The organism is Methylobacterium longum (genome assembly GCF_022179385.1).
In the GTDB taxonomy this organism is placed as follows: Bacteria; Pseudomonadota; Alphaproteobacteria; order Rhizobiales; family Beijerinckiaceae; genus Methylobacterium; species Methylobacterium longum.
Genome location: NZ_BPQS01000007.1, coordinates 205,595 through 230,064 on the forward strand (window position 1 = coordinate 205,595; position 24,470 = coordinate 230,064).

Here is a 24,470-nt window from a genome sequence, read left to right on the forward strand (position 1 = left end):
GAACAACACGGTTTCGCGCGGCCTTGAATGGCTGCGCGCCAGTGGAGGCCCTTCTCGCATGACCACAGCCAAGAAGACGACGACCCCAGGCCGGCAAGGTTTCAAGACCGGCGAGGCCGTCGTGTATCCGGCCCACGGCGTCGGTCGCATCACGGCGATCGAGGAGCAGGAGATCGCGGGCTACAAGCTTGAGCTGTTCGTGGTGTCGTTCGAGAAGGACAAGATGGTCCTGCGCGTGCCGACCGCGAAGGCCAACAGCGTGGGCATGCGCAAGCTCGCCGAGCCGGAGCTGGTGAAGAAGGCCCTGGACCTGCTCACCGGCCGTGCCCGGATCAAGCGGACCATGTGGTCGCGCCGGGCCCAGGAATACGAGGCCAAGATCAACTCGGGCGACCTCCTGGCCGTCACCGAGGTGGTCCGCGACCTCTATCGCTCCGAGGCTCAGCCCGAGCAGTCCTATTCCGAGCGTCAGCTCTACGAGGCGGCCCTCGACCGGATCGTGCGCGAGATCTCCTCGGTGAACCGCATCACCGAGACCGAGGCCCTGAAGCTCATCGACCAGAGCCTCGCGAAGTCGCCCCGCCGCGCCAAGAGCGAGGCTGAGGCCGAGCCCGAGGGCGAGACGGAAGGCGACGACATCCAGGAGGAAGCCGCCTGAGGCTTCCTTCCTCCGGTACGTCCGATCAAACCCGGCCCGTTGCGGCCGGGTTTTTTCGTGGGCGGCGCCGGTGCGGTCGCAACATCGGCGGGGCCTCTCCGGCCTCCGCGGGGCTGGACACGACCGCGCCTGCGCCCATGTCACCTCAACTGCACACGCGATCGTGGCCGGCCCGTTGTCGCATTCTGGGGCATCGGGGCGGAACTTTCGCGTTTTGCCTTCCGTTGTCGGTTGCCTGGCGTCACCCCTGGGAGGCGCCTGCGCGCCGGACCAGCAGGTCCGGCGCCGCAACAGCACTCGACAACAAGAGGCAGGCGGGATGGCTGAGATCGCGGGAATTCGACGGCAGTTCATACGGACTGCGATGGAGGCACCCTTCCTGGCCCGGGAGGAGGAGCGCGGCCTCGCCGTCCGTTGGAAGGATGCCCGCGATGAGCGCGCCCTTCACCGTCTGATCTCAGCCCATATGCGCCTCGTCATCGCCCTGGCGGGGCGTTTCCGTCACTACGGCCTGCCGATGGCCGATCTCGTTCAGGAAGGCCACGTCGGCCTGATGGAGGCTGCCGCCCGCTTCGAGCCGGAGCGGGATGTCCGATTCTCCACCTACGCGACGTGGTGGATCCGGGCCTCGATCCAGGACTACATCCTGCGCAACTGGTCGATCGTGCGCGGCGGGACCTCCTCGGCCCAGAAGGCCTTGTTCTTCAACCTGCGCCGTCTGCGCGCCAGGCTGATGCAGTCCACCGAGGAGCATGTCGGCGACGAGATCCACCGGCGCATCGCCACCGCCATCGGCGTCTCGCGCGACGACGTCGCCCTGATGGACGCGCGCCTCTCCGGCCCCGACATGTCGCTGAACGCCCCGGTGGGCGAGGACAGCGATGCCTCCTCGGAGCGGATGGACTTCCTGGTGGACGGCGCCGACCTGCCGGACGAGACGGTCAGCGCCACCGTGGACGGCGAGCGTCGCCTCAGCTGGCTTCAGCAGGCCCTCACGGTCCTGTCCGAGCGCGAGTTGCGCATCCTGCGCGAGCGGCGCCTCGCCGAGGATCAGGCGACCCTGGAGGCTTTGGGCCAGCGCCTCGGCATCTCGAAGGAGCGGGTCCGCCAGATCGAGAACCGCGCCCTGGAGAAACTCCGCCGCGCCCTGGCCGACCGGTTCCCGGCCGCGACCGGCAGCCCGCATATCGGCTGATCGGCGACGACACGGCTATCCGATCGGAGCCCGGCCCCCGGCCGGGCTTTGTCGTATCGCATTGCCCGTCATCGCGGACGGCAGCCGGGATCGCCGTGCCGGATCCCGGCCAAGCCTAGGCGCCCTGAATGGCCGCGCTTTGCCGCTCCCGTCGGCGCCGCCGTCGGCCCGGTTCGGGCGTCGCGTCGAGCCAGATGACGAGGGCGAGGGCGACGAGGGCCGGCACGCCGAGCGCCAGGAACGATCCGGTCCAGCCGAACAAGCCGTAGGCCAGACCGCCGTACCAGCCCGACAGCGCGCCGCCCACGCCCTGGACCGCGTTGACGCTGCCGAGGGCCGTCTGCGTGCGCCCGGACCCCCAGGTCAGGTCGGCGATGACCACCGGCACCGCCACCCCGACGATCCCGGAGGCGACCCCGTCGAGCACCTCGGCCGAGATGAGCCAGACCGGATCGTCGATCAGGCCGGAGAGGAGCGCCCGCACGGGCAGCACCGCGAAGGCGACCATCAGGAGCTGCCGCCGCCCCCGCCGGTCCGCCAGGGATCCGGCGAACAACGCCACCGGCACCATCACGAGTTGCGCCACCATGACGTAGCGGGCTGTCCAGGTCGTGGCATCGGCGGCCGTGGCCACGAGCTTCTGGCCGAGCAGCGAGAGCATGCCGCCGTTGCCGAGGTTGAAGAGGGTCAGGGCCACCGTCAGCACCAGGAGGCGGCGGTTGCCCAGCACCTGCCGGATGCCGCTGCGCGCCGGCTCGTCCTCCTCGTCCTCCTTCCAGCCGACCGCGCGGCGGCGGTTCCAGGCCCCGGCCGGCGTGGTCAGGGTGGCGACGATCGCGGCGACCGCCATGCCGCCCAGTACCCAGAACGCGATCGCGGGTCCGAACGTGCTGGTGCCCAGGCTGATACCGCCGGCCGCGACCAGGATGCCGACATGGTTGAAGGCCTGATTGCGACCCTGCTGCTTGGGAAAGCCGTCCTTCCCCACGATTCCGAGGGTGAGGGCGGCGACCGCCGGAAGCAGCAGGGTGCCGCCCGCCGCGGCGAGGAGTTGCGCGGCCAGAACGGCGGGGACGCTGCGCGCCGGAAGCAGCAGCAACGTTCCGGCCAGGATCGCACCGCAGGCGAGCGCGATGAGCAGGCGGGGGCGCGGAAACCGGTCGACCAGTGCGCCGAAGGGACCGCTGAGGAACAGGGTCCCGAATCCGACCAGCGTGATCACGAAGCCGATCCGGGCCGGGCTCCATCCGGCGGCCTGCGCCAGCCACGTCCCGAGAAACGGACCCAGGCCACCCTGGATGTCGCCGATGAACAGGTTGATCAGGGCGAGGTGAGCGGTGGGAGCCATGCGATCCAGGAGCCGTTGCGGGCCCCGCACCTGAACGTGGGACCTGCAACGGTCAAGCCCAGACGCCGGCGAGCGTCGCCGCAACGGCCGGTGGCCGTGCCGACCGGGATCGGCGGGTCCCGCGCTCAGGGTTGCGGCGGCCCGTACGACATCAGCCCGTCCCCGAAGGACCAGTTCTCCGGGGCGACCTCGATGAGGTTGACCAGAACATCCCCCGGCTTCACGCCCGGGTCGCGCGCGAGGTTGCGGGCGATGGCCGCGTAGAGATCCCGCTTCTGCGCGGTCCCCCGGGTGGCGTTGGCGGTGATCTGGATAATCACGAGCCCGTCGCCGCGCGGGCTGCCGAGGTAGTCGGGGTCGAAGGCGAAATCGGCCGCCTCGTGCTGGTGCACGAGGGTGAACAGATCACCCTGCGGAACCGAAAAGGCTTCGCGCATCGCGTCATAGATTCCGGTGACGAGGGCGGCGCGGTAGGCGTCGGTCGTACCGGCGCGCAGGGAGATGCGGGTTATCGGCATGGTCTTCCTCCGGGCTGGGGATCAGAGACGGCGCGCGGCCGCGAGGCCGGGGGCTGCGAGAGGGGCGATCGCGGCCGCGGAGATGTCCGCGACCGGCGCGGCCCGAAGGGTAAAGCGTGTCAGCCGCCAAGTGCCCGCATCGAGGCCGCTGGCGGATGCCAGCACGTCGCGCTGACCGGCAATCTCACGTCCGCGGGCCACCTCACGCGCCCGCAGGCTCTCCAGATCCGCGTCCGTTGCGATGAGCCGCGTCTCGTCGGCTAGGAACCGGCTCGTGATAGCGGTGCCGAAGCTCACCGCCCAGGCCAGCCAGACGTCGATCCGGGGCCGGCCGAAGCTGTCGACCACGGCTTGGAAGCCGGAGCTGCCGAGGAAATCCGCGGCCGCCCCGGTGTCCCGCCACAGGTAGAGCGCGCTGCAGGCGTTGGCCGAGGCGCCCCGCGCCCGATCCTCGATCGTGACGGCCCTTGAAGACGAGGCCCGGCATCCCGTCCCAGGCTGGGGCGCGCGCCGTGACGCGATCGCGGATCCAGGCCATCGGATAATCGGCCGGCAGACGGTGCCAGTATCGGGCGATGAGCATCGTGCACTCCCTGTTCGCACCGACAGGCTTGCACGCGATGACGATATCATCGAGATATCGCCACTGATATCTAAGATAACGAATCATTATGGTGCACGCGCGTCCCCTGGATCTCGAGGGCGTCCTCGCCTTCGTCCGGGTGGTCGATCTCGGCAGCTTCACCCGGGCTGCCGCGGCGCTCGATACCTCGCAGGCCGCGATCAGCCTTCGTCTGAAGCGCCTGGAGGATCGGATCGGCACGCGCCTCCTCGATCGGACGCCGCGGCACGTGGCGGTGACCCGGGAGGGCGAGCTGTTCCTGCTGGCAGCGCGGCGCCTGCTGGAGGCCCATGACAGCGCCCTGGCCGACGTGGCGGGCGCAGCTCCGGCCCGGCTCAGCCTCGGCATCAGCGATCACGTCGCCGGGCCCGATCTGCCTGACCTGCTGCGGCGCCTCGGCTTGGCCCAGGCAGGGCTCGTCGCCGAGGTGCGGATCAGGCCCTCGCGGGATCTCGCAACAGCCTTCGATTCACCCGGCGAGGGCGGCTTCGACGCCGTCATCCTCCGCACCGAGGAGCCCGCGGAACGGGGCGGAACGGTCCTGGCCGAGGAACGCCTGGGGTGGTTTGCCGCGCCGGACTTCCCCGCCCCGCGCGCGGGCGAGCCCCTGCGGCTCGCCGGGCTGGCGGGTCCCTGCAACGTCCGGGGGGTGGCGACCCGCGCCCTCGACGCTGCGGGTTTGCCTTGGACGGAAATCTTCGTCGGGGGCGGCGTGATGGCGGTCGGGGCCGCCGTCATGGCCGGGCTGGCCGTCGCGGCGCTGGCGCCAAGCACCGCGCCGCCGGGCGCCCTGGAGATCGGCGGCGCGTTCGGACTGCCCGAATTGCCCCGCACCTGGATCGTGCTGCGCGCCCGCCGCCTCGACGGGCGTGCCGCGGAGGCGCTGCGCACGCTCACCGCGGCCTACCGAAGTCCCGGCGGTCGCTGACCGACCGCCGATCGTCGCATCAGGAGGCGAGCGGACCCTGCGCACCCTGCTGTTCCACCATCTTCTGACGGTAGAGGCCGACGAAGTCGATCGGATCGATGTACAGGGGCGGGAAACCGCCGTTGCGCACCGCCTCCGCCACGATCTGACGGGCGAAGGGGAAGAGCAGGCGCGGGCACTCGATCATCACGGCCGGATGGATCTGATCGGCCGGGATGTTCAGCAGGCGGAACACGCCGGCATAGGTCACCTCGAAGGCGAACAGCACCTCGTTCTGGATCTTGGCGTCGCCTTCGAGCTTCAGCTCGACCTCGAAGTCGGTCTCGGAGAGCTGCGCCGCGTTGACGTTCACCTGGATGTTGATCTGCGGTCCCTGGCCTTCCTTGGGCTGCAGGGAGCGGGGCGCGTTCGGATTCTCGAAGGAGAGATCCTTCGTGTACTGCGCCAGGGCGTTGATCGTCGGCACATCGCCCTGCGGCATGCCGCCGCCGTTACCGTTCGCTGCCGGGGAGTCGGCCATGCGGATCATCCTTCTCGATCGGCCGGCATGGCCGGCGCGGGTTGTCTCAGCGGGAGCCGCTGGATCGCGCCGCGGAACTGCGCAAACTGCAGGGCCGCTAACACGGGCATCGAGCCTGGACAAGCGAGCTGGCGTGGCGCTGGCGGTGACGGCCCCCGCGACCCATATCGCATCGGGAGCGGGATCGGATCCCGCACTGGTACAACCGGCTCGCTCCCGGCGCGTTGGTCGGATATGAGTCGCCAGGACCCATGCGCGCTTAGCCGGCGCCGCACCGCGCACGACCTGAGCAAGGGGCACAGGGTCTCGCCGCGGCCACCATCGGATCGGTGATGCAGGACAGTTTCGACATTACGACGATCATCTTCCTCGCGCTGGCCGTCTTCGTGATCTGGCGGTTGCGCTCGGTGCTCGGCCAGAAGACGGGGGCGGAACGCTCACCCTTCAAGCCGGTCGACCGCAGCCGCACCGAGCCCCAGGCCCGGACCGACGGGGACAACGTCGTGCGGCTGCCCGGCGCCGACCGGGTGCAGGCCGCCTCGCCACCCGCCGCCGCGCCGCGCGACTGGCGCGGGATCGCCGAGCCCGGCTCGGAGGTGTCCCGAGGGCTGGAGGCCTGCGTCCAGGCGGAGCCCAGCTTCGATCCGCGGGCCTTCCTGGAAGGCGCCAAATCCGCCTACGAGGCCATCATGATCGCGTTCGCGAAGGGCGACCGGAAGACCCTGCGCGGGCTCCTCTCCAAGGAGGTCGGCGAGGCGTTCGAGCGGGCGATCGTCGAGCGCGAGCGTAACCGGCAGACCCTGGAGACGACCTTCGTCTCCATCGACAAGGCCGAGATCGTCGCCGTCGAGGTGCGCAACCGGGTGGCGCAGGTCACCGTGCGCTTCCTGTCGAACCTGATCACCGCCACCCGCAACGCCGAGGGCAAGGTCGTGGACGGCAGCGCCGAGACGGTGGTCGAGGTGCCGGACGTCTGGACCTTCGCTCGAACCCTGGGGGCGCGCGATCCGAACTGGCAGCTCGTGGCCACCGAGGCCGGCGCCTGACTGCGTGACAGCCTTGCCGTGTCGATCCCGCGTGCCTTGTCCGGAATCGTCCCGGCCGCCCTCCTCGCTCTGCTGACTCACGCGTCGGCCGCCACGCCCGTGGCGGTCGGCGGCGCGATCCTGACGCCTGTCGCCCTCGATGCGCTTCCGGGATTTCCCGGCCGGACGCCTGTCGCTGCGCTGGATGCGTTCCGCCGGGTCTGCGCCGCGCCGCCCCCCGCCCTGCCTCAGGCCGCGGGCGTCGCGGGCGATCCGGCCGCCCTGGCCGAAGCCTGCGCGGCCGCCGCGGGGGATGTGGCGGACGCCGCCGCCTTCTTCCGGGAGCGTTTCGAGGCCTTCCGCGTCGAGCTGCCCGGATCCGAGCGGCCCGGCTTCCTGACCGGCTACTTCGAGCCGGAGTTGACGGGCTCCCTCGCTCCGGGACCGGACTTCCCGACGCCGGTGCTCGCCCGGCCGGACGACCTCGTCTCCCTCGGCCCCGGGGAGAGCCGCCCCGGTCTCGACCCGGGGTTGCGCGCCGCCCGCGCTACGGAGGACGGGTTCGTGCCCTACCCGGACCGCGCCGCGATCGACGACGGGGCGCTGGGCGCGCGCGCGCGCCCGATCCTCTGGCTGCGCGACACCGTCGATCTGCTGGTCCTGCAGGTGCAAGGGTCCGGGCGGGTCCGCCTGCCGGACGGAACCGTCGTGCGTGTCCTCTATGACGGTCGGAATGGGCGGCCCTACACCGCAGTGGCGAAGCTGATCGTGCAGGAGGGGCACCTGCCCCTGGAGGGCCTGACGCTGGCCCGCTGGACGGGGTGGCTGCGCGATCACCCGGAGATCGCCAAGCGGCTGATCCGTGCCAACGCGTCCTACATCTTCTTCCGCCTTGCCGCAGTGACGGATCCGGCCCTCGGGCCGCCCGGAGCCGCCAACGCGCCCCTCAGCCCCGGCTGCAGCCTCGCGATCGATGCGACCCTGTGGCGCTACGGGCTGCCCTTCTGGCTCGCCGGCCCGATCCCCGGCGGCGCTTCCGGCGAGGTCGGGCGGCTCGTCGTCGCGGCCGATACGGGTTCGGCCATCGTCGGCCCGGCCCGGGGCGACCTCTTCGTCGGCACCGGCGCGCAGGCGGGCGTGACGGCCGGGAACCTGCGGGACGCCGTCGGCTTCGTGGTCCTCCTGCCGAAACGCGGTGCCGCCCCGGAGAACGCGCCGTGAGGCCGCCCCGCCGCGGGCGCCGCCTCACCGCCGGCGAAGCCCGGCTCTGGGACGCGATCGCCCAGTTGGTGACGCCGCTGCCCAGCCGCGCCCCCCCGCATCCCGAGATCGTGCCCGCTCCGGCGGCGCCGACCGCCACCATGCCGGTGCTCACGGCGCCGATCCTGAAGCCCAGCGCCCCCCCGATCACCAAGAGACCGCGCGCCAAGTCGCCACCGATGACGGTGCCGGAGCCGCCGCGATCGCCGACCGCCGCGCCCTACCAGGCGCCGCCCCAGCGCCATGCCCCGAGCCCGGGCCTGGAGCGGTCCGCGAAGGTCGGCCTGCGGCGTGGGCGGCTGGCGATCGAGGCGCGGATCGACCTGCACGGGATGGTGCAGGTGGAGGCGCACGCCGCGCTGACCGGCTTCCTGCTCCGGGCGCGGGCCGCCGGCCATGCCTACGTGCTGGTCGTCACGGGCAAGGGCGGGCCGGGCTATTCCGAGGCCTTCGCCGAGCGCGGGGTGCTCCGCCGCAGCGTCCCGCACTGGTTGCGCGGGCCGGAGTTGCGCGGCATCGTCCTCGGCTTCGAGGAGGCCGCACGCCACCATGGCGGCGGCGGCGCGCTCTACGTGCGGCTGCGGCGGCGATAGGGATTTCGGATCCGCCGGGCCCCACGCGCCGAGCGCGGCAAACCGCGCGACACCGGCACCGTTGCCATGGCGGCGCGCCCCGCCGATATCCGGAGCCGGCGCACAGGGCGCCGTGCAGGCAAGCCGCGAGAGAGATGCCGGAGCTTCCCGAGGTCGAGACGGTGCGGCGGGGCTTGGCCCCCGCGATGGTCGGCGCCCGGTTCAGCCGGGTCACCCTCCGCCGGGCCAACCTGCGTTTCCCGTTCCCGGAGCGGTTCGCCGCGCGCCTGGAGGGGCGGACCGTCACCGGCCTCGCCCGCCGGGCGAAATACCTCACGGCCGATCTCGACTCGGGCGAGACGCTGGTGATGCATCTCGGCATGAGCGGCCGGTTCGACGTGGCACTGCCCGACGGCAGCAACCTCTCGCCCGGCGACTTCTATCTGGAGGGGGCTCAGGGTACGCCGAAGCACGACCACGTCGTCATGGCGATGAGCACCGGCGCCACCGTGACCTACAACGACGCCCGCCGCTTCGGCTTCATGGACCTCGTGCCGAGCGCGGGACTCGCCACCTGCCGCCACTTCGCCCGGATGGGGATCGAGCCCCTCGACGGGCTCACCGGCGCGGTCGTCGCCCAGCTCTTCCGCCACAAGATCGCGCCCCTGAAGGCCGCCCTGCTGGACCAGCGCCTCATCGCGGGCCTCGGCAACATCTACGTCTGCGAAGCCCTGCACCGGGCGCGCCTGCATCCGGAAGCCCCGGCCGGGAGCCTCGCGAAGGCCGACGGACGTCCGACCGCGAAGGCCAACGCCCTCGCGAAGGCGATCGTCGCGGTTCTGGAGGAGGCCGTGGAGGCAGGCGGCTCGACGCTGCGCGACTACGCCCACACGGACGGCAGCGCGGGCGCGTTCCAGCACGCCTTCCGGGTCTACGACCGGGTCGGGCTGCCCTGCAGCCGGCCGGGCTGCGGCGGGTCGATCGCCCGCATCGTCCAGGCGAACCGCTCGACCTTCTTCTGCGCGGCCTGCCAAACCCAGGGCTGAGGGCGACGAACCCTGCGTCGCCGCGCCGCAGGACGGCATTTTCGCCACAAACCCGGCTAGGGTCTCCGTCTCGACGTGCGCACCCGGTTGCGGGCAGCCGATCCCGGCCCGCGACGCGTATCGGGTCGCGCGGGCCCAGACAGGATCCCGATGTTCTTCCGCCGCTCCAAGCTGCCCCCGCCCGAGCGCATCGCGCAGGACCCGACGGACGAGCCCGCCCTGCCGCAGCGGCTCTCGCCGCGCTCCCCCGGCGAGGCGATCAAGCCCACTGTCGCGCCCCCGCCCCCGGAGAAGCCCGAGCGCGAGCGGAGCGGCCTCGTGGGCATCGTCAGCGGCGCGCTGACCTTCGCGGTCGTCATCGCCATCGCGGCGATGATCGGCATCACCCTGTTCCAGCGGCAGGTGCGCGAGCCGGGTCCGCTCGCGGCCGACAAGGTCGTGGTGATCCCGACGCACAGTGGCACCGGTGAGATCGCCGAGACCCTGAAGCGCGAGGGGGTGATCGACCACACCGGCCTGTTCGAGTTCGCCGCGCGCTTCGGCGGCCGGCCGGCGCTCCGGGCGGGCGAGTACGTGTTCAAGGCGCATGCGAGCATCGCCGACACCCTCGACACGATCGCCACCGGGCGGCAGGTGCAGCACGCCGTCACCTTCCCGGAGGGTCTGACCTCCGAGCAGATCGTGGGCCGCCTCAACGACAACGACGTCCTCACCGGCGAGATCAACGAGATCCCGCCCGAGGGCTCGCTCCTGCCCGACACCTACAAGTTCGAGCGCGGCGCCACCCGCCAGCAGATCGTCAACCTGATGAAGGCCAAGCAGCGCGAGGTGCTGAACCAGATCTGGCTCCGCCGCAGCGCCGACGTGCCGGTGCGGACCCCGGCCGAGATGGTCACCCTCGCCTCCATCGTCGAGAAGGAGACCGGCCGGGCCGACGAGCGGCCGCGGGTGGCCGGCGTCTTCATCAACCGCCTCAACAAGCGGATGAAGCTGCAATCCGACCCGACCATCGTGTACGGACTCGTGGGCGGCCGCGGCACCCTCGGCCGCGGCATCCTGCGCTCCGAGATCGACCGGCCGACCCCCTACAACACCTACGTGATCGAGGGCCTGCCCCCGGGCCCGATCGCCAATCCCGGCAAGGCCGCCCTGGAGGCGGTGGCCAACCCCTCGCGCACCAAGGACCTCTTCTTCGTGGCCGACGGCAGCGGCGGCCACGCCTTCGCGGACTCGCTCGAGGGGCACCAGCGCAACGTCGCCCGCTGGCGCGCGGTCGAGAAAAGCCGCCAGGCCCCGCCGGACGCCGTCGACAAGGTCGAGCCGGGTCCCGACCCGGCGACGCCCGGACGGGCCTCGGCCTACGCGCCGGGCAACGGCGTCAACACGAACGCCGCCTTCGCCCTCGACGCCGGCACGCCGGGCTCGCGCGCCTTCGACGCGTCGGAGGGCACGCGCCTCGATCCGCTGAAGAACCGCAGCTACGACCTGGGCTCGCCCAAGACGGTGCCGGCGCTCGGCGAACCGGCCGTGGCGCCGCGCGGCCGGCGTTGACGGTCGTCACGCCAGTTCGTCACGCGGGACCCCGTCGCTCCAGGCCACCTCGGCCGGACCGGGGCTTCGCGGTGCCCATCCGTGGAGAGCGGACACGGCTCGGGCGCACGCGGAGGCCGGCGCATTCCCGTTAAGGGAGGGAGAGCGCGTCCCTCGCCGTAGGGGGACGGGGATGTGACCGCTCGGGCGGAGGTTCGCCCCGCACGCGCCCCGAGGCCCGCCCCCGAAGCTCCCCACCCCGCCCCTCGCCTGCACGGGAGAGGAGCGCCGTACTTCCCGCCAGCGGCGTGACCGAACCTGCGCAGCCCGCGGAAGAGTGGAGAGGGACACATGCCCAGGATGATCTTCGTCAATCTGCCCGTCGCCGACGTCGAGCGCTCGGCCGGCTTCTACGCGGCTCTCGGCGCGAGCCGGGATGCCCGCTTCTCGCAACCCGATACGGCCGCCGCGATGGTGTTCTCCGACACGATCGTGGTCATGCTGCTGAGCCACGCGCATTTCGCAGGCTTCTCGCCGCGCCCGATCGCCGATGCCCGGGCCGCCACCGAGGTGCTGATCTGCCTGTCCGAGGACAGCCGGTCCGCCGTCGACGGGAGCGTGGAGCGCGCGGTCGCCGCCGGGGGGCGCGCCGACCTTCGGCCGAAGCAGGAGATGGGCGATGTCATGTACGGCCGGAGCATCGAGGATCTCGACGGCCACGTGATCGAACTGATGTGGATGGACGTCGAAGCCATGATGAAGGGCCGGCCGGCCGATTGAGGCTGCGGGCCGGGCGCCCGTCCCGACGCCGTGCCGCGCGCCGTCCGCGACGGCATAGGCCGACCGGCCTCTTCCCTCGGTGAGGATCCGTGCTACAGGCCCCGATCTTCACGGGGACAGGGGTCGCCATGGCCCAGATCGCGAGCATGACCGGCTTCGCCCGTGCGGCGGGCACCACCGGTCCGGTCCACTGGGCCTGGGAGGTCCGCAGCGTCAACGGGCGCGGGCTCGACGTGCGCACCCGCGTGCCCGCCGGCTATGACGGTCTCGGCGAGACCGCCCGCACCGCCCTCCAGAAAACCCTGAGCCGCGGCCAGTGCCAGCTGACGCTGACGCTCACCAAGCCGGAGGCGGCCGCCCGGGTGCGGATCAACGAGACCCTGCTGGCGAGCCTCGCACAGGCGGTGGCGCGGGTGCCGGTGCCGGAGGGCGTGGCCCCCGCAACCCTCGACGGTCTCCTCGGCGTGCGCGGCGTGATCGAGGTCGAGGACGAGGCGGCCGAAACCCAGTCCCTCGCCCACGACCTGGCCGAAGGGGTCGTCCGGCTGGTGGCCGACCTCGTCGAGGCCCGGCGCACGGAAGGGCGGCAGCTGGAACAGGTCGTCACCGGTCAGGTCGACCGGATCGCCGCGCTGACCCAGGCGGCCGACGAGAATCCGGCGCGCCGGCCCGAGGCGGTGCGCGCGCGTCTGACGGCGGCCGTCGAAGCCCTGGGCGGCAGCGGTCTCGATCCGGACCGCCTGCATCAGGAGGCCATGCTGCTCGCCGGCAAGGCGGATGTCCGCGAGGAGCTGGACCGGCTCCGCGCCCACGTGGCGAGCGCCCGTGAACTGATGGCGGCGGGCGGCGCGATCGGCCGCCGCCTCGACTTCCTGGCGCAGGAATTCGGCCGCGAGGCCAACACGCTCTGCGCCAAGGCCAACGACATCAGCCTGTCGCGGATCGGACTCGACCTCAAGGCCGTGGTCGAGCGGTTCCGCGAGCAGGTCCAGAACATCGAATGACGGGACGACACGTGAGGATACGGATGCGAAATGCCGCGGAGCCACGCGCATGACCGAGCCGGCCGGGGGCACCTCCGAACCGATCGCGCGGCGCGGGTTGATCCTGATCCTGTCCTCGCCCTCCGGAGCGGGCAAGACCACGCTGACCCGGGCGATCGCGCAGGATCCCGCCTGGGCGCTCGACCTGTCGATCTCGGTGACGACCCGGGCCCGACGCCCCTCGGAGATCGATGGGCGGCACTACCACTTCATCGATCGCGAGGCTTTCGAGGACCTGCGCAGCCGCGACGACCTGCTCGAATGGGCTGAGGTCCACGGCAATTTCTACGGGACGCCTCGTCGGCCCGTCGAGAAGGTGCTCGGCGCCGGCCGCGACATGATCTTCGACATCGACTACCAGGGCACCCGGCAGGTGCGCTCCAAGCTCGCCCAGGACGTCGTCACGGTCTTCATCCTGCCACCCAGCATGGCCGAACTGCGCCAGCGCCTGGAGCGCCGGGCAGAGGACTCGACCGAGACGATCGAGAAGCGCCTCGCCAATGCCCGGACGGAGATCCAGCGCTGGGTCGAGTACGATTACGTCATCGTCAACGACGACCTGCAGAACGCCTTCAGGTCCCTCCAGGGAATCCTGGCCGCCGAGCGGTTGAAGCGCGCCCGCCGGACCGGACTTGCCGAATTTGTCGACGGGCTGTTGGCCGAGACGCCCTAAGGTCGGACCGCCGCGGCGCTGGGCTCCGGGCAGCCGCACGTCGGCCGGTCCATCGCGCAGCTTGAGGCGGAACTCGGCTTCCAGCACTTCGTGCGCGGCCACGGCAGTGCGGTGACGACCCAGGAGGGCGAGGCCTTCGCCCACGAGGTCAAGCAGACCTTCGCGGGCCTGGATTACCTCGGCCATGCCGCGCGCCGCATCCGGGACCGGGGGCCGGATTGCCTGCCCGTGGCCTGCCAGCCGTCCCTGGCCTCACGGCGGCTGCCTCGCTTCGACGCCGAATGCCTCGGATTGCGGGTCTCGGTTCACGTGCCGAGCCCCGACGCGATCTGGTCCTGAGCCGCGTCGGGCCCGTGCGATCTCGGTCTCGCACGCCACTGACGGGGCTGCCGATGATCCTGCGCCCGTTCCGCCCGGAAATTTCGATCGCGACTTTGCTGCTGCGCCCGGCGGAGCGGCCGGTGAGCCGTCTGGCTGAACGGCTGAGCGTCCCTCTGCGAGCGCAGCGGGACGCGCAGCGCTGAGCCGATCCCGTTCGTCAGTCCGCAACCCGCGGGGCGCAGAGCCACGCGCGCATGGCCGTGAAGGTGGTTGCCGCCGCTGCGGTGAGGGACGCCTCCGCGGCGGGATCGGTCCCGAAGGTTTCGAGGCGCGCCCGGAAGGCGGCCCACATCGCGCCTGCCGCGGCGCCGTGCGCCCGGTAATAGGCAAGCCCGTCGCCCGTGAAGCCGTGCAAGCCGGCGATGTGACGGCCGATCAGCGCCCCCCCCAGCGTCGAGCCCTCCAAGACGTAGAGCGCGCCCGTCGCCGCGGCGGGGCCGTCGAGGCGCGGCGCGGCCGGCCGCGGCAGCGCCGCAACCGCACCCCGGGCGAGGCCGAGATGGTCGAGGTCGGCCGCGACCCGGGCGAGGCGACGGCGCGGCGCCAGGAACGGCTCGTCGCCGAGTTCGGCCCCGATCGCCGGCTCCCAGATCGCGTGGAAGCCGTAGAGCCGCGCCAGCAGGTCCCGGTAGCCGGGCAGCGTCGCGACCCGGCCCCGCCAGTCGAGGCTGTCCTCCAGGGCGCGATGGGCCGGATCGGTCGCCGCGCGCAGGCGTGCATGCACGCTGTCGCGGCTGTGCGCGGGATCTCGGCTCACGCGGTGATCGTGAAGCAGGCGCCGGGATTGTTGGCGACGTCGAGCCGGGCGTTGATCTGGTCGAGCATCGCCCGGATCAGCTTCATGCCGAGGCCCGATCCCTTGCTGCGGGCCCGGGCGTCGGCCCAGTCGGCGGGCAGACCGGCGCCGTCGTCGCAGACCCGCAGTTGCACCTCACCGGGACCGGACGCCGAGACGCTGACCTCCACCCGTCCGCCGCCCGTCGGGTTCGCCGCGTACTTGAAGGCGTTGGTGACGAGTTCCGTGGCGATCAGCGAGAGCGCCACCGCCTTTCGGTAGGGCACCATCAGGCCGGGCTCAGCGGTGAGATCGACGGCATGGCCATCGCCTGCGAGGCCCGCGAGATCGTTGCACAGATTCTCGATGGTCTGGCCGAGATCGACCTCGTCGACGCGGTCGGCCTGGTACAGGCTGTCGTGCACGCGCGCGACGCTCATCACCCGTGCGGAGGTGTCGGCGAAAGCCTGCCGTGCCTCGCCGTCGGCGATCTGGCGCCGCTGCATCTGCAGGAAGGCCGAGACGATCTGCAGCGAGTTCTTGACCCGGTGGTCGATCTCCCGGGTCAGCAGATCCTTCTGTTCGAGCAGGCGCTCCTTCTCGGCGAGGAGGCTGGTCAGCTCGTCGATCTTGCGGCGTTGGCGCAGCACGACGCCCTCCACCGCCTCCGCCAGGGAGCCGGCGAGCTGGAGCTGCCAATCCGCCCAGGGGTTGGCGAAGCCGGTGCGCTCCTCGATCCAGCGCTCGAACGAGCGCCGGGGCAGGACCGCTACCGGGCCGCTGCCCGCCAGCACGGGCTTGCGCGGGTCGCCGCCCCAGGTGACCGTGCTGGGCACTTCGGGGCGGAACCAGAGGAGCAGGTTCTCCCGCGATTCGTCCAGGAAAGCCGCCAGCAGGCCGCTGGCGATCTCGCGATAGGGAGCCGCCTCCAGGTACTCGGTGGTGAAGCTGTTGCTGCTGTAGCCGGTTTCACCCTCCCCCACGCGCGTCCGCAACCAGCCGGTGATCGCCGTCACTATCTCGGGCGGGGGCGTCCGGCCGATCAGCGTGACCCGCTCGCCCGAGACGATGCCGGCCCCGGTGGCGCTGAACAGGTCGAGCAGCGTCGTCCCGCCGCCCGTCAGGGCCGCCACGAAGTCGTCGGAGCGGGTCAGCCCGCGCACGAGCCGTCCCTCCACGTCGAGATGCGCCTGCCGCTCAGCCCAGAGCCGGCGGGACTCGATCTCCTGCACCCGCATGGCGAAGGCGTCGGTGAGCACCGTCGCGGCGGAGCGGGTTTCCGGCGCGACGTAGTGCGGCCGGCGATGGTGCCCGATCATAAGGCCCCAGAGCCGGCCCTCGACCATGATCGAGATCGACATCGAGCCGTTCACGCCGAGGTTGCGCTGGTACTCAAGGTGGATCGGCGAGAGCGTCCGGTGCTGGGCGAAGGTCAGGTCGATCGGGCCGTTGCCGGCTCCCGGCGCCGCCACCAGCCCGACCGGCACGCTGTCGCGGTCGATCACGAAGCGGCTCTTGGCCTTGGTGTAGAGGGCGCGCGCCTGGGCGGGGATGTCGGATGCGGGGAAGCGCAGGCCCAGCAGGCTGCGGGACCAATCCGGGGCCTTGTCCTCGGCCACCGCCTCGCCGTTCCAGTCGGTGTCGAAGCGGTAGACCAGCACCGCCTCGAAGCCGGTCAGCGCCCGGATCTCCAGCGCGGCGATCCGGGCGGCGTCCGCCAAAGTCCCGGCCTCGCGCAGGCGCCCGACGGCCAGTTCGGTGTCGATCTGACTCGCGGTCGCGAAGTCGTCCGCGGAATCCGGCTCCAGTTCCAGCTCGACGATCAGGCGCCCGGCATGGGCATGGGCGACGGCGTGGTAGGGCGTGCTGGAGCACGGGAGCGTCAGGCGCCGCCGAAGCGAGCGGCCATCTTCCAGCCCCCCGCCCGCCAGGCGGGTCCGGATCGCCGCGACGAAGTCGGACGGCAGCACGTCGGCCAGGGGCCGACCCGCCAGCGGCGGCTCGACCGGGTCGACGATCTCCGAGATGTTGGCCGAGTAGGCGAGGACCAGCAGCGTCGCGGCATCGGCCGCCAGCATCACGGCATTCGGCTGGATCGATCCCGGGATGTGGATCGGCTCGCGCTCGCAGAGGCTGGCATCCACCGGCTCGGCGCGGACCCGCTGGCCGATCGCCGCCATCACGGCCTCGCGCGGCAGACCGGCTCCGAGGCTTTCCAGCGGGTCGATCGTCAGCCACGTCACCGGGCGCACACCCGTGACGTGACCGCGGCGCATGCGCACCCGGGCCCGCAGCGGCTGCGGCAGGCGGCCGAAGACGTGGTCGAAGCTCTGGTCGAGGGTGCCGCGGCGGGCTCCCGCCAGGAAACGGCCGCGGAAGCCCGGGACGTTCGTGCCCGGCATCACGTCGCGGAAATAATCGCGCCCGAGCACCGCTTCCCGCGACAAGCCGGAAATCGTGCTGGCGCCCTCGCTGAACACCACGACCGTGCCGGCCGAATCCAGCCCGATCACGCCCTGGTCCAGGCTGTCGAGTTCATCGGGGGCAAGGGCGTCGAGATCGACGCCGTGTTCGCGGGCCGGGTTCGACGGCATCAGGTGAGAAACCGGCTCATCGGGAGCGGTATGGCGCTGAGATGGATCGAGCGCAATGGCTGTCTTTGCAACACGTTCAGTGTCCCGTTGTGCCGTGCAGGATCTCCGTCATGACGCTCCGAAACCCCTCCTCCACCGTCGGATGGTAGATCGGCCGGTCTCGTACGTCCTGCGCGGTGCGCCCGTCGCCGATCGCGTAGGTGAGGAGGTGCGCGAGGTGCTCCACGGCGGGACCGAGCATCTCGCCGCCGAGCAGCCGCCCGGTTCGATCGGCCCAGATCCGCATGCCGCCGTGATTCAGCCCGTCGACCCGGGCGCGGCCCTGATCGGAGAAGTCCACCGCTCCCACGACGCGGCCTCCGGCAGCCGGATCGTAGGGCTCGCCCACCCGCGCGGCCTGAGGATGCGTGAACACCATCGCGAGGCTCGTCCACGGCGCGGCCGCCGCCACGGCGCGTCCGGCGGCCAGTGCGGCGGCGTTCGTGCCGGCGATCGAACCCTGGCGGCTTGCCTCGTGCAGCACGGGACGCCAAGCATCAGCATCCCCCGCGATCAGGATCGGCGCCCCACCGCAGACGAGGGCGCGACGGTCGAAATCCGGGATTCCATCCGCGCCGGGACGCAGGCCGGCCGCCTCCAGGTCCAGCGCCCCCAGGTTCGGCGACCGCCCCGTGGCGGCCAGGACCCGCGACGCCCGCGTGACCTGCTCGCGCCCGTCGCGCCCGGTCCAATGGAGACGCACGCCGTCGCCGTCCGGCGCAGCGGCGTGGACCTCCGCGCCGAGATGCAGATCGAGCTCCGCGCCGAAGATCGCGGCTGCCTGGCGCGCCAGATCGGGGTCGGCGAGGCCCGCGACGGTGTCGCCCGCGTCGATCACCGTGACGGCGACGCCGAGCCGGGCCATCGCCTGCGCGATCTCGATGCCGACCGCACCGGCCCCGAGGACCACGAGGGAATCCGGCAGATCCGCGATCTCGAACAGGGTGTCGGTGGTCAGGCACCGGTCGCCGAGCTCGCGCAGCGGCCCGGGCACGATCGGGCTCGATCCGGTGGCGATGACGGCGGCGCGGAAGCGGACGCACGTGTGATCGTCGATGGCGAGGCTGCGCCCGTCCCGGAACCGGGCGCTGCCGGCGATCCGATCGTCGCCGGGCAGCACGTCCAGCCCATCCCGCACGCCGCCGACGAACCGGTCGCGCTCGGCGCGCAGACGCGAGAGGACGGCGCGGCCATCCACCGCCACGCCCGATACCCGGATGCCGAACAGGTCGGTGCTGCGCGCCGCGTGGGCGGCCGCGCCCGCCGCGATCAGAAGCTTGGAGGGCATGCAGCCCACCCGGGCGCAGGTGGTACCGCCGGGGCCGCGCTCGATCAGCACGGCACGGACACCGGCGTCAGCCGCCGCGCGATACGCGGCGATGCCGGCCGTTCCGGCGCCGATCACCGCCACATCGTAGTCAAGCTCGCGCATCGTCGACCCGGATCACCCGCCCGGGCCAAAGTTCCACGGCCCAGGTTCGTTCCGCCTGCGCCGACGCGCCTCAGGTGGAGGCCAGGATGCCCGGCCCGATGCGCGGCCGGCCACGCCCGGGGCCGCGCACGGCGCCGCGGTCCGGCGCTGGGGTCAGGCGCTGCGGTTCGGGGCGGTGCCGCCGAGGTGGAACACCCTGTGGGGCACCAGTTCGCCGCGCTCGACGTCGCCCACGGCGACCAGGATGCCGGCGCAGGTGGCGAAGGCCTTGCCCTCCACGGGGGCGTCGCGGCCCCGCAGGATTACGGGTTGGCCGCGCATCAGGCGCAGACCGAGGTCGCGGGAGACCGCCACCTCCGGGATCGCGTCGAGGGCTGTCTCCACCGGGCGCAGGTGAGCGAGAGCGGCCTCGGGGCTGTCATCCGTGAGGGTGCCGACCGCGCAGGCCTCGGCTTCCGAGAAGGGGCCGACACGGGTGCGGCGCAGGGCCGCGACGTGGCCGTAGCAGCCGAGCATGCGGCCGAGGTCGCGGGCGAGGGCGCGCACGTAGGTGCCCTTGCCGCACTCCGCCTCGAGGACGGTGCGCTCGCCGTCGTGCTCCACCACGGCGAGGCGATCGATCTGCACCGGCCGGGCGACGAGTTCCACCACCTCACCCTCACGGGCGAGGTCGTAGGCGCGCTCACCCTGAATCTTGATGGCCGAGTAGCGCGGGGGCACCTGCTCGATCGCTCCCACGAAGGCCGGCAGCGCCGCCTCAACCGCCGCGCGGTCCGGGCGGGCGTCACTGTTGGCGACGGCGCGTCCCTCGGCATCGTCGGTGTCGGTCTCAACGCCCCACTGGACCGTGAACCGGTAGGCTTTGCGGCCGTCCATGACGAAGGGGACCGTCTTGGTCGCCTCGCCCAGCGCGATCGGCAGGATGCCGGAAGCCAGCGGATCCAGGGTGCCGGCGTGACCGGCCTTCTTGGCGTTGAAGGCACGCTTCACCACCGCGACCGCGTGAGTCGAGGTCATGCCGACATGCTTGTCTAGGATGACCCAGCCCGAGACGTCGCGGCGCTTGGGCCGGTCGGGCCGCGGCCCGCGCTGCGGGCGTCGTCCTTCCGGGTCCCGGCGCTCGGCGTTCGGGCCCACCGTTAAACCCACGGTCGAGGTCAAGGCCGGGCGCTCACCCTGCGGCTGGTCTTCGGTGGAAACCGTCATGTCCTCGCGTCCCCCGGAGCTGCGCCCCGTCCCTTTTCGTTTGGTGGTCGGGATCAATGCCCCGGTCCGGTCTCCGGTTCGTCGTCATCCCGGCCGTGATCGAGATCGCGCTGCACGCGCTCGTCCCGCAGCAGCCTGTCGATGCGCGCCGCCTCGTCGAAGGTCTCGTCGCGCCGGAAGCGTAGCTCCGGCGCGAATTTCAGGTTCACGCGCCGCGCCACCTCCTGGCGCAGCACCTTCCGGTGACGCTCCAGGGCGGCGATCACCGGCGCCTCGTCAAGGCCGCCGAGGGGCATCACGTAGGCGGTGGCGAGCTTCAGGTCCGGCGACATCCGCACCTCCGGCACGGTCACGACATGCGTGCCGAGCACCGGATCCTGGATGTCGCCGCGCTGGAGCACCTCGGCGAGGGCGTGGCGGATGAGTTCGGCCACGCGCTGCTGACGCTGCGAGGGGCCGGTGGGGGTTGGTTTCTGGGCCATTCTGTCTCGGCGGGCGCCCAGGGGGCGGCCGGCTCACGTCTGAAAAAACAAAGGACGGCCGCGGCGGGTGCCGCGGCCGCCCTGTCCGGACAGGTCCGGACGATCAGAGCGTGCGGCGGATCTCCTCGACCCGGTAGCACTCGATCACGTCGCCCGCGCGCATGTTCTCGAAGTTCTCGAAGGCCATGCCGCACTCCTGGCCGGAGGTGACTTCCTTCGCGTCGTCCTTGAAGCGCTTGAGGGTCTTCAGCTTGCCCTCGTGGATCACCACGCTGTCGCGGATGAGGCGAACATGGGCGCCACGCTCCACGATACCGTCGGTGACGCGGCAACCCGCGACCTTGCCGACCTTCGAGACCTCGAAGACCTCCTGGATGGTGGCCTCGCCGAGGCGCTCCTCCCGCAGGGTCGGCGGCAGCATCCCCGACAGCGTGGCTTTGATGTCGTCCACGAGGTCGTAGATGATGTTGTAGTAGCGGATGTCGATCCCGGCCCGCTCGGCGGCCTCGCGGGCCTCCTTGTGGGCACGCACGTTGAAGCCGATCACCACCGCCTTCGAGGCCTGAGCCAGGGTGACGTCCGACTCGGTGATGCCGCCGACACCCGACAGGAGGATGCGGGCCGCGACCTCGTCGTTGCCGAGCTTCTCCAGGGCGCCGGAGATCGCCTCGACCGAGCCCTGCACGTCGCCCTTGATGAGGACCGGCAGTTCCTTGCGGCCGGCGCCCTCCTTCAGGTCGCGCATCATGTCGACGAGCGAGCGGTTCGCACCGCCGGTCCGCGCGGCGAGGCGCTCGCGCTTCTGACGGGCACGGTACTCTGTGACCTCGCGGGCGCGGGCCTCGTTGGGCACCACGATCACGCGGTCGCCGGCGTCGGGCGTGCCGTTGAAGCCGAGAACCTCGACAGGAACCGACGGGCCCGCGTACTGCACGTTCTCGCCGAGATCGTCGATCAGGGCGCGCACGCGGCCCCACTCGGCGCCCGCCACGACGATGTCGCCGGTGAAGAGGGTGCCGCGCTGGACCAGGACCGTCGCCACCGGGCCACGCCCGCGGTCGAGCTGGGCCTCGATCACCGTGCCTTCGCCGTCGCGCTTCTCGTTGGCGCGCAGGTTCATGATCTCGGCCTGGATCTGGATGCCGTCCAGCAGTTCCGACAGGCCGGCACCGGTCTTCGCCGAGACCTCGAATTCCAGGGTCTCACCGCCCATCGACTCGACCTGGATGTCGTGCTGGAGCAGCTCCGTGCGGACCCGCTCCGGCTTCGCATCCGGCTTGTCGATCTTGTTGACCGCGATGATCATCGGGACGCCTGCCGCCTTGGCGTGCTGGATGGCCTCGATGGTCTGGGGCATGACGCCGTCATCGGCCGCGACCACGATCACCACGATGTCGGTGACCTTGGCGCCACGGGCACGCATGGACGTGAACGCCGCGTGGCCCGGGGTGTCGATGAAGGTGACCATGTCGCCGGACGGGGCCGCGACCTGATAGGCGCCGATGTGCTGGGTGATGCCACCGGCCTCGCCCTCGACGACGTTTGCCTTGCGGATCGCGTCGAGCAGCGAGGTCTTGCCGTGATCGACGTGACCCATGATCGTGACCACCGGCGGACGGGGATCGAGATCCTCCTCCAGATCCGGCTCGTCGGACGACAGACCTTCCTCGACGTCCGACTCGGCGACGCGCCGCACCGTGTGGCCGAGTTCCTCGGCGATGAGCTGGGCGGTGTCCGAATCGATCACGTCGGTGATCTTGTGGATCTGGCCCTGCTTCATCAGCATGCGGATCACGTCCACGGCCCGCTCCGACATGCGGTTGGCGAGCTCCTGGATGGTGATCGTCTCGGGGATCGTCACCTCGCGGGACAGCTTCTCTTTCTGTTCGACGTGCCCACGCCCGCTCATCCGCTGCTGGCGGCGGCGGAACGAGGCGACGGAGCGCGTGCGCTCGTCCTCACCCGACGTCGCGGTCGCGATGGTCAGACGGCCGCGGTTCCGGTCGCCGCCCGGCGACTTCGGCGTCTTGGGCGGCGTGATGATCTTGAGCGGCATGCCGGGCCGCCGGATCACGCGCTTGGTCTCGGACTCGTCGTCGTTGGTCTGGGCGCCGCGCCCGGGCGCGGGACGGGCTGCGGCCGCACCGGCGGGACGCGCGGCGGTCGCCGGCGTGGCGCTCTTCTCCGGCTCGGGCGCCGGAGCGGGACGGGCCATGAAGTTGAGGTCGCGGGGCTTGCGCGAGTCGGCCGTGATGGTCTTGCGCGGCTCGCCCGTCGAGGGCCGCGGCGTCAGCGGCGGACGCGGGGCGGCAGGCGCCGCGGCGGGCGCGGCACGCGCGGCGGCCGGACGCGGGGCCTCGGCGGGCTGGCGGGCCGGAGCGGCCGGACGGGCTGCCGCCGCCGAACGAGCCGGCGCGGCTGCGGTTTGTGCAGGCGCCTGGGCCAGGCGCGCCGGCTCAGCGGCGGCAGCTTCGGCGGGCGCCGGGGCTGTCGGAGCAGCCGGGGCGGGAGCGGCAGCGGCAGCCGCCGCGGCCTTGGCGGCCTCGGCCGCTTCCGCAGCGGCGGCCGCAGCGGCAGCCTTGCGCTCTTCCTCCTCGCGACGGCGAGCCTCAGCGGCCTCGCGCTCGCGGCGAGCCCGGGCTTCTTCCTCCTGGCGGCGCGCCTCGGCTTCGGCCTCGGCCTTGCGGCGGGCCTCCGCCTCGCGGCGCTGCGCATCGGCGAGGGCGGCGGCGCGGGCGGCGCTCTCCTGCTCGCTCAGCGTGCGCAGGACGACGCCCGAGGCCGGCCGCTGGGCCGGACGTGGGGCCGCCGCCGCGGGCGCGGCCTGGGCCGGACGCGGGGCGGGCGCAGGCTCGCGGGCTGGGGCGGCCGGTGCCGCGCCGATGACGCGGCGCTTCACCGTCTCAACCACGACCTGCTTGGAGCGGCCATGGGAGAAGCTCTGACGCACGGTGCCCGCCTCGATCGGCCGCTTGAGGGACAGCGGCTTCGGGGAAGTCCTGTTCAGAGTCTTGTCGCCCGGGTTGTTCGTATCGCTCATTCAGCCTGAACCCTGAGGGTTTCCATCGTCCCGTGAACCGACGCCCGGTGGCGCCGGCCAAATCCATCCTGCGTCGTCAACGTGAGGCTTGGTCGATCCGGCCGATTCGGGCTAGATCGGGCTCCTCGGTCGCCGCAGCAGCGCTCTCGAAGGAGCGTAGCCGACGCCAACGCGACAGGCAGCCGGCGGCTCCGGCTCCTGCGACGAGCGCAGCGTGTATCACATGACCCCGACCCAAGGCCATGTCCAATTCGTCTTCGGACAGGTCATCGATGATCGGGATCCTTGACATGGCCTCACCGTGACGCCGGTGCAAGGCCGACGCGATCTTCCGCCGGCCGTCCGGACTGGCCTCCGAGGCGTGAATCACCGCGATCGCCCCGGGGTGGCCGCCGATGGCGGCCTCCACCTTCGAGAAGCCCGCAACGATGCAGCCGGCCTTGTTGGCGAGCGCGATGGCCTGTCGCAGGTCGTCGCGCAGGGCCGCGACGATCCTGTCCGGAAGATCCGGCGCGGCCGGGGTCGGCCCCTTGAACGCCCGCGAGAACAGGTTCTTGCGCACCGCCAGGGCGACGACGTCCCGGCGGGCGCTGACCCAGGCTCCGCGACCCGGCAGCTTGGCGCGCAGGTCCGGCACGACGCTGCCGTCCGGCCCGCGCACGAAGCGGATCATCCCGTCCGGCGCCTGCGTGACGCGCGTGACGATGCAGGTCCGCTCAGGCGCGCGGCGGCCGGGGCCGGCATCGAGCCCCGGGGCCTCCGGGCCCTCTTCGGGCAGGGTCGTGTCGGCCGCGACCATGGCG

The 24,470-nt window shown here is 72.0% G+C and carries 23 protein-coding genes and 1 pseudogene; 12 read left to right on the forward strand and 12 right to left on the reverse strand.

Features of this window, described 5'->3' with window-relative positions:
* Positions 1-58: 58 nt before the first annotated feature.
* On the forward strand, positions 59-658 hold the full coding sequence (locus tag MFF58_RS09305; RefSeq protein WP_238286820.1) for a CarD family transcriptional regulator: 600 nt from the start codon (positions 59-61) through the stop codon (positions 656-658).
* Between the two features lie 319 nt (positions 659-977).
* Complete coding sequence (locus MFF58_RS09310) at positions 978-1,853, forward strand: RNA polymerase factor sigma-32 (RefSeq protein WP_238286822.1); 876 nt, start codon at positions 978-980, stop codon at positions 1,851-1,853.
* Between the two features lie 115 nt (positions 1,854-1,968).
* Here the strand turns inward: MFF58_RS09310 and MFF58_RS09315 are convergent, their stop codons facing one another.
* The 4 genes and pseudogenes from MFF58_RS09315 to MFF58_RS32555 all read right to left on the reverse strand — a co-directional run.
* On the reverse strand, positions 1,969-3,201 hold the full coding sequence (locus MFF58_RS09315) for an MFS transporter (protein WP_238286824.1): 1,233 nt from the start codon (positions 3,199-3,201) through the stop codon (positions 1,969-1,971).
* 125 nt (positions 3,202-3,326) lie between these two features.
* Complete coding sequence (locus MFF58_RS09320) at positions 3,327-3,719, reverse strand: tautomerase family protein (protein WP_238286825.1); 393 nt, start codon at positions 3,717-3,719, stop codon at positions 3,327-3,329.
* 21 nt (positions 3,720-3,740) lie between these two features.
* Positions 3,741-4,352 carry a DUF4865 family protein gene (locus MFF58_RS09325; RefSeq protein WP_283206430.1) on the reverse strand — a complete coding sequence of 204 codons (612 nt, stop codon included), beginning with the start codon at positions 4,350-4,352 and terminating at the stop codon, positions 3,741-3,743.
* A pseudogene (locus tag MFF58_RS32555) lies at positions 4,240-4,506 on the reverse strand (hypothetical protein); the annotation flags it as partial. The gene MFF58_RS09325 and the pseudogene MFF58_RS32555, both read right to left, overlap by 113 nt.
* Here MFF58_RS32555 and MFF58_RS09330 point away from each other — a divergent pair.
* Entirely contained in the window at positions 4,391-5,269 is an 879-nt protein-coding gene (locus MFF58_RS09330; RefSeq protein WP_238286827.1) for a LysR family transcriptional regulator, read from the forward strand. The pseudogene MFF58_RS32555 and the gene MFF58_RS09330 overlap by 116 nt on opposite strands.
* A gap of 19 nt (positions 5,270-5,288) precedes the next feature.
* Here MFF58_RS09330 and secB read toward each other — a convergent pair whose 3' ends face one another.
* Complete coding sequence (gene secB / locus MFF58_RS09335) at positions 5,289-5,789, reverse strand: protein-export chaperone SecB (RefSeq protein ID WP_238286828.1); 501 nt, start codon at positions 5,787-5,789, stop codon at positions 5,289-5,291.
* A 332-nt stretch (positions 5,790-6,121) separates the two neighbouring features.
* On the opposite strand from secB, the gene MFF58_RS09340 reads away from it, so the two are divergent.
* The 9 genes from MFF58_RS09340 (at position 6,122) to MFF58_RS32460 (ending at position 14,057) form a co-directional block, all read left to right on the forward strand.
* A complete protein-coding gene (locus MFF58_RS09340) occupies positions 6,122-6,835 on the forward strand; it encodes a Tim44/TimA family putative adaptor protein (protein ID WP_238286829.1) in 714 nt (237 codons plus the stop codon).
* Positions 6,836-6,853: 18 nt separating this feature from the next.
* The gene (mltA, locus tag MFF58_RS09345; RefSeq protein WP_373323305.1) at positions 6,854-8,035 is read left to right on the forward strand and encodes a murein transglycosylase A; all 1,182 of its coding nucleotides are present in this window, start codon (positions 6,854-6,856) and stop codon (positions 8,033-8,035) included.
* Positions 8,032-8,667, forward strand: a complete 636-nt coding sequence (locus MFF58_RS09350) for a Smr/MutS family protein (RefSeq protein WP_238286830.1) — start codon at positions 8,032-8,034, stop codon at positions 8,665-8,667. The genes mltA and MFF58_RS09350 overlap by 4 nt, the downstream gene beginning before the upstream one ends.
* 134 nt (positions 8,668-8,801) lie before the next feature.
* Complete coding sequence (gene mutM, locus MFF58_RS09355) at positions 8,802-9,692, forward strand: bifunctional DNA-formamidopyrimidine glycosylase/DNA-(apurinic or apyrimidinic site) lyase (RefSeq protein ID WP_238286831.1); 891 nt, start codon at positions 8,802-8,804, stop codon at positions 9,690-9,692.
* 150 nt (positions 9,693-9,842) lie between these two features.
* Positions 9,843-11,243 carry an endolytic transglycosylase MltG gene (mltG, locus tag MFF58_RS09360; RefSeq protein ID WP_238286832.1) on the forward strand — a complete coding sequence of 467 codons (1,401 nt, stop codon included), beginning with the start codon at positions 9,843-9,845 and terminating at the stop codon, positions 11,241-11,243.
* A 330-nt stretch (positions 11,244-11,573) separates the two neighbouring features.
* The gene (locus MFF58_RS09365; protein WP_238286833.1) at positions 11,574-12,002 is read left to right on the forward strand and encodes a VOC family protein; all 429 of its coding nucleotides are present in this window, start codon (positions 11,574-11,576) and stop codon (positions 12,000-12,002) included.
* 128 nt (positions 12,003-12,130) lie between these two features.
* Positions 12,131-13,006, forward strand: coding sequence for a YicC/YloC family endoribonuclease (locus MFF58_RS09370; protein ID WP_238286834.1), 876 nt, complete (start codon positions 12,131-12,133; stop codon positions 13,004-13,006).
* A 49-nt stretch (positions 13,007-13,055) separates the two neighbouring features.
* The gene (gene gmk, locus MFF58_RS09375; protein WP_238286835.1) at positions 13,056-13,718 is read left to right on the forward strand and encodes a guanylate kinase; all 663 of its coding nucleotides are present in this window, start codon (positions 13,056-13,058) and stop codon (positions 13,716-13,718) included.
* Between the two features lie 90 nt (positions 13,719-13,808).
* Positions 13,809-14,057, forward strand: a complete 249-nt coding sequence (locus tag MFF58_RS32460) for a hypothetical protein (protein ID WP_308445428.1) — start codon at positions 13,809-13,811, stop codon at positions 14,055-14,057.
* Positions 14,058-14,256: 199 nt separating this feature from the next.
* Here MFF58_RS32460 and MFF58_RS09385 read toward each other — a convergent pair whose 3' ends face one another.
* The 7 genes from MFF58_RS09385 to MFF58_RS09415 form a co-directional block, all read right to left on the reverse strand.
* Positions 14,257-14,856, reverse strand: a complete 600-nt coding sequence (locus MFF58_RS09385; RefSeq protein ID WP_238286837.1) for a biliverdin-producing heme oxygenase — start codon at positions 14,854-14,856, stop codon at positions 14,257-14,259.
* On the reverse strand, positions 14,853-17,468 hold the full coding sequence (locus tag MFF58_RS09390; protein ID WP_238286838.1) for a histidine kinase dimerization/phosphoacceptor domain -containing protein: 2,616 nt from the start codon (positions 17,466-17,468) through the stop codon (positions 14,853-14,855). The genes MFF58_RS09385 and MFF58_RS09390 overlap by 4 nt, the downstream gene beginning before the upstream one ends.
* A 76-nt stretch (positions 17,469-17,544) precedes the next feature.
* Positions 17,545-18,939: a dihydrolipoyl dehydrogenase gene (locus MFF58_RS09395; protein ID WP_238286839.1), complete on the reverse strand. Its 1,395-nt coding sequence runs from the start codon at positions 18,937-18,939 to the stop codon at positions 17,545-17,547.
* A 153-nt stretch (positions 18,940-19,092) separates the two neighbouring features.
* Positions 19,093-20,145 carry a tRNA pseudouridine(55) synthase TruB gene (gene truB / locus MFF58_RS09400; RefSeq protein ID WP_238286840.1) on the reverse strand — a complete coding sequence of 351 codons (1,053 nt, stop codon included), beginning with the start codon at positions 20,143-20,145 and terminating at the stop codon, positions 19,093-19,095.
* 53 nt (positions 20,146-20,198) lie between these two features.
* Positions 20,199-20,627 (reverse strand): 30S ribosome-binding factor RbfA, encoded by a 429-nt coding sequence (gene rbfA, locus MFF58_RS09405; RefSeq protein WP_238286841.1) that lies wholly within the window; start codon positions 20,625-20,627, stop codon positions 20,199-20,201.
* 103 nt (positions 20,628-20,730) lie between these two features.
* The gene (gene infB / locus MFF58_RS09410) at positions 20,731-23,667 is read right to left on the reverse strand and encodes a translation initiation factor IF-2 (RefSeq protein ID WP_238286842.1); all 2,937 of its coding nucleotides are present in this window, start codon (positions 23,665-23,667) and stop codon (positions 20,731-20,733) included.
* A 76-nt stretch (positions 23,668-23,743) separates the two neighbouring features.
* Entirely contained in the window at positions 23,744-24,466 is a 723-nt protein-coding gene (locus tag MFF58_RS09415; protein ID WP_238286843.1) for an RNA-binding protein, read from the reverse strand.
* Positions 24,467-24,470 lie beyond the last annotated feature (4 nt).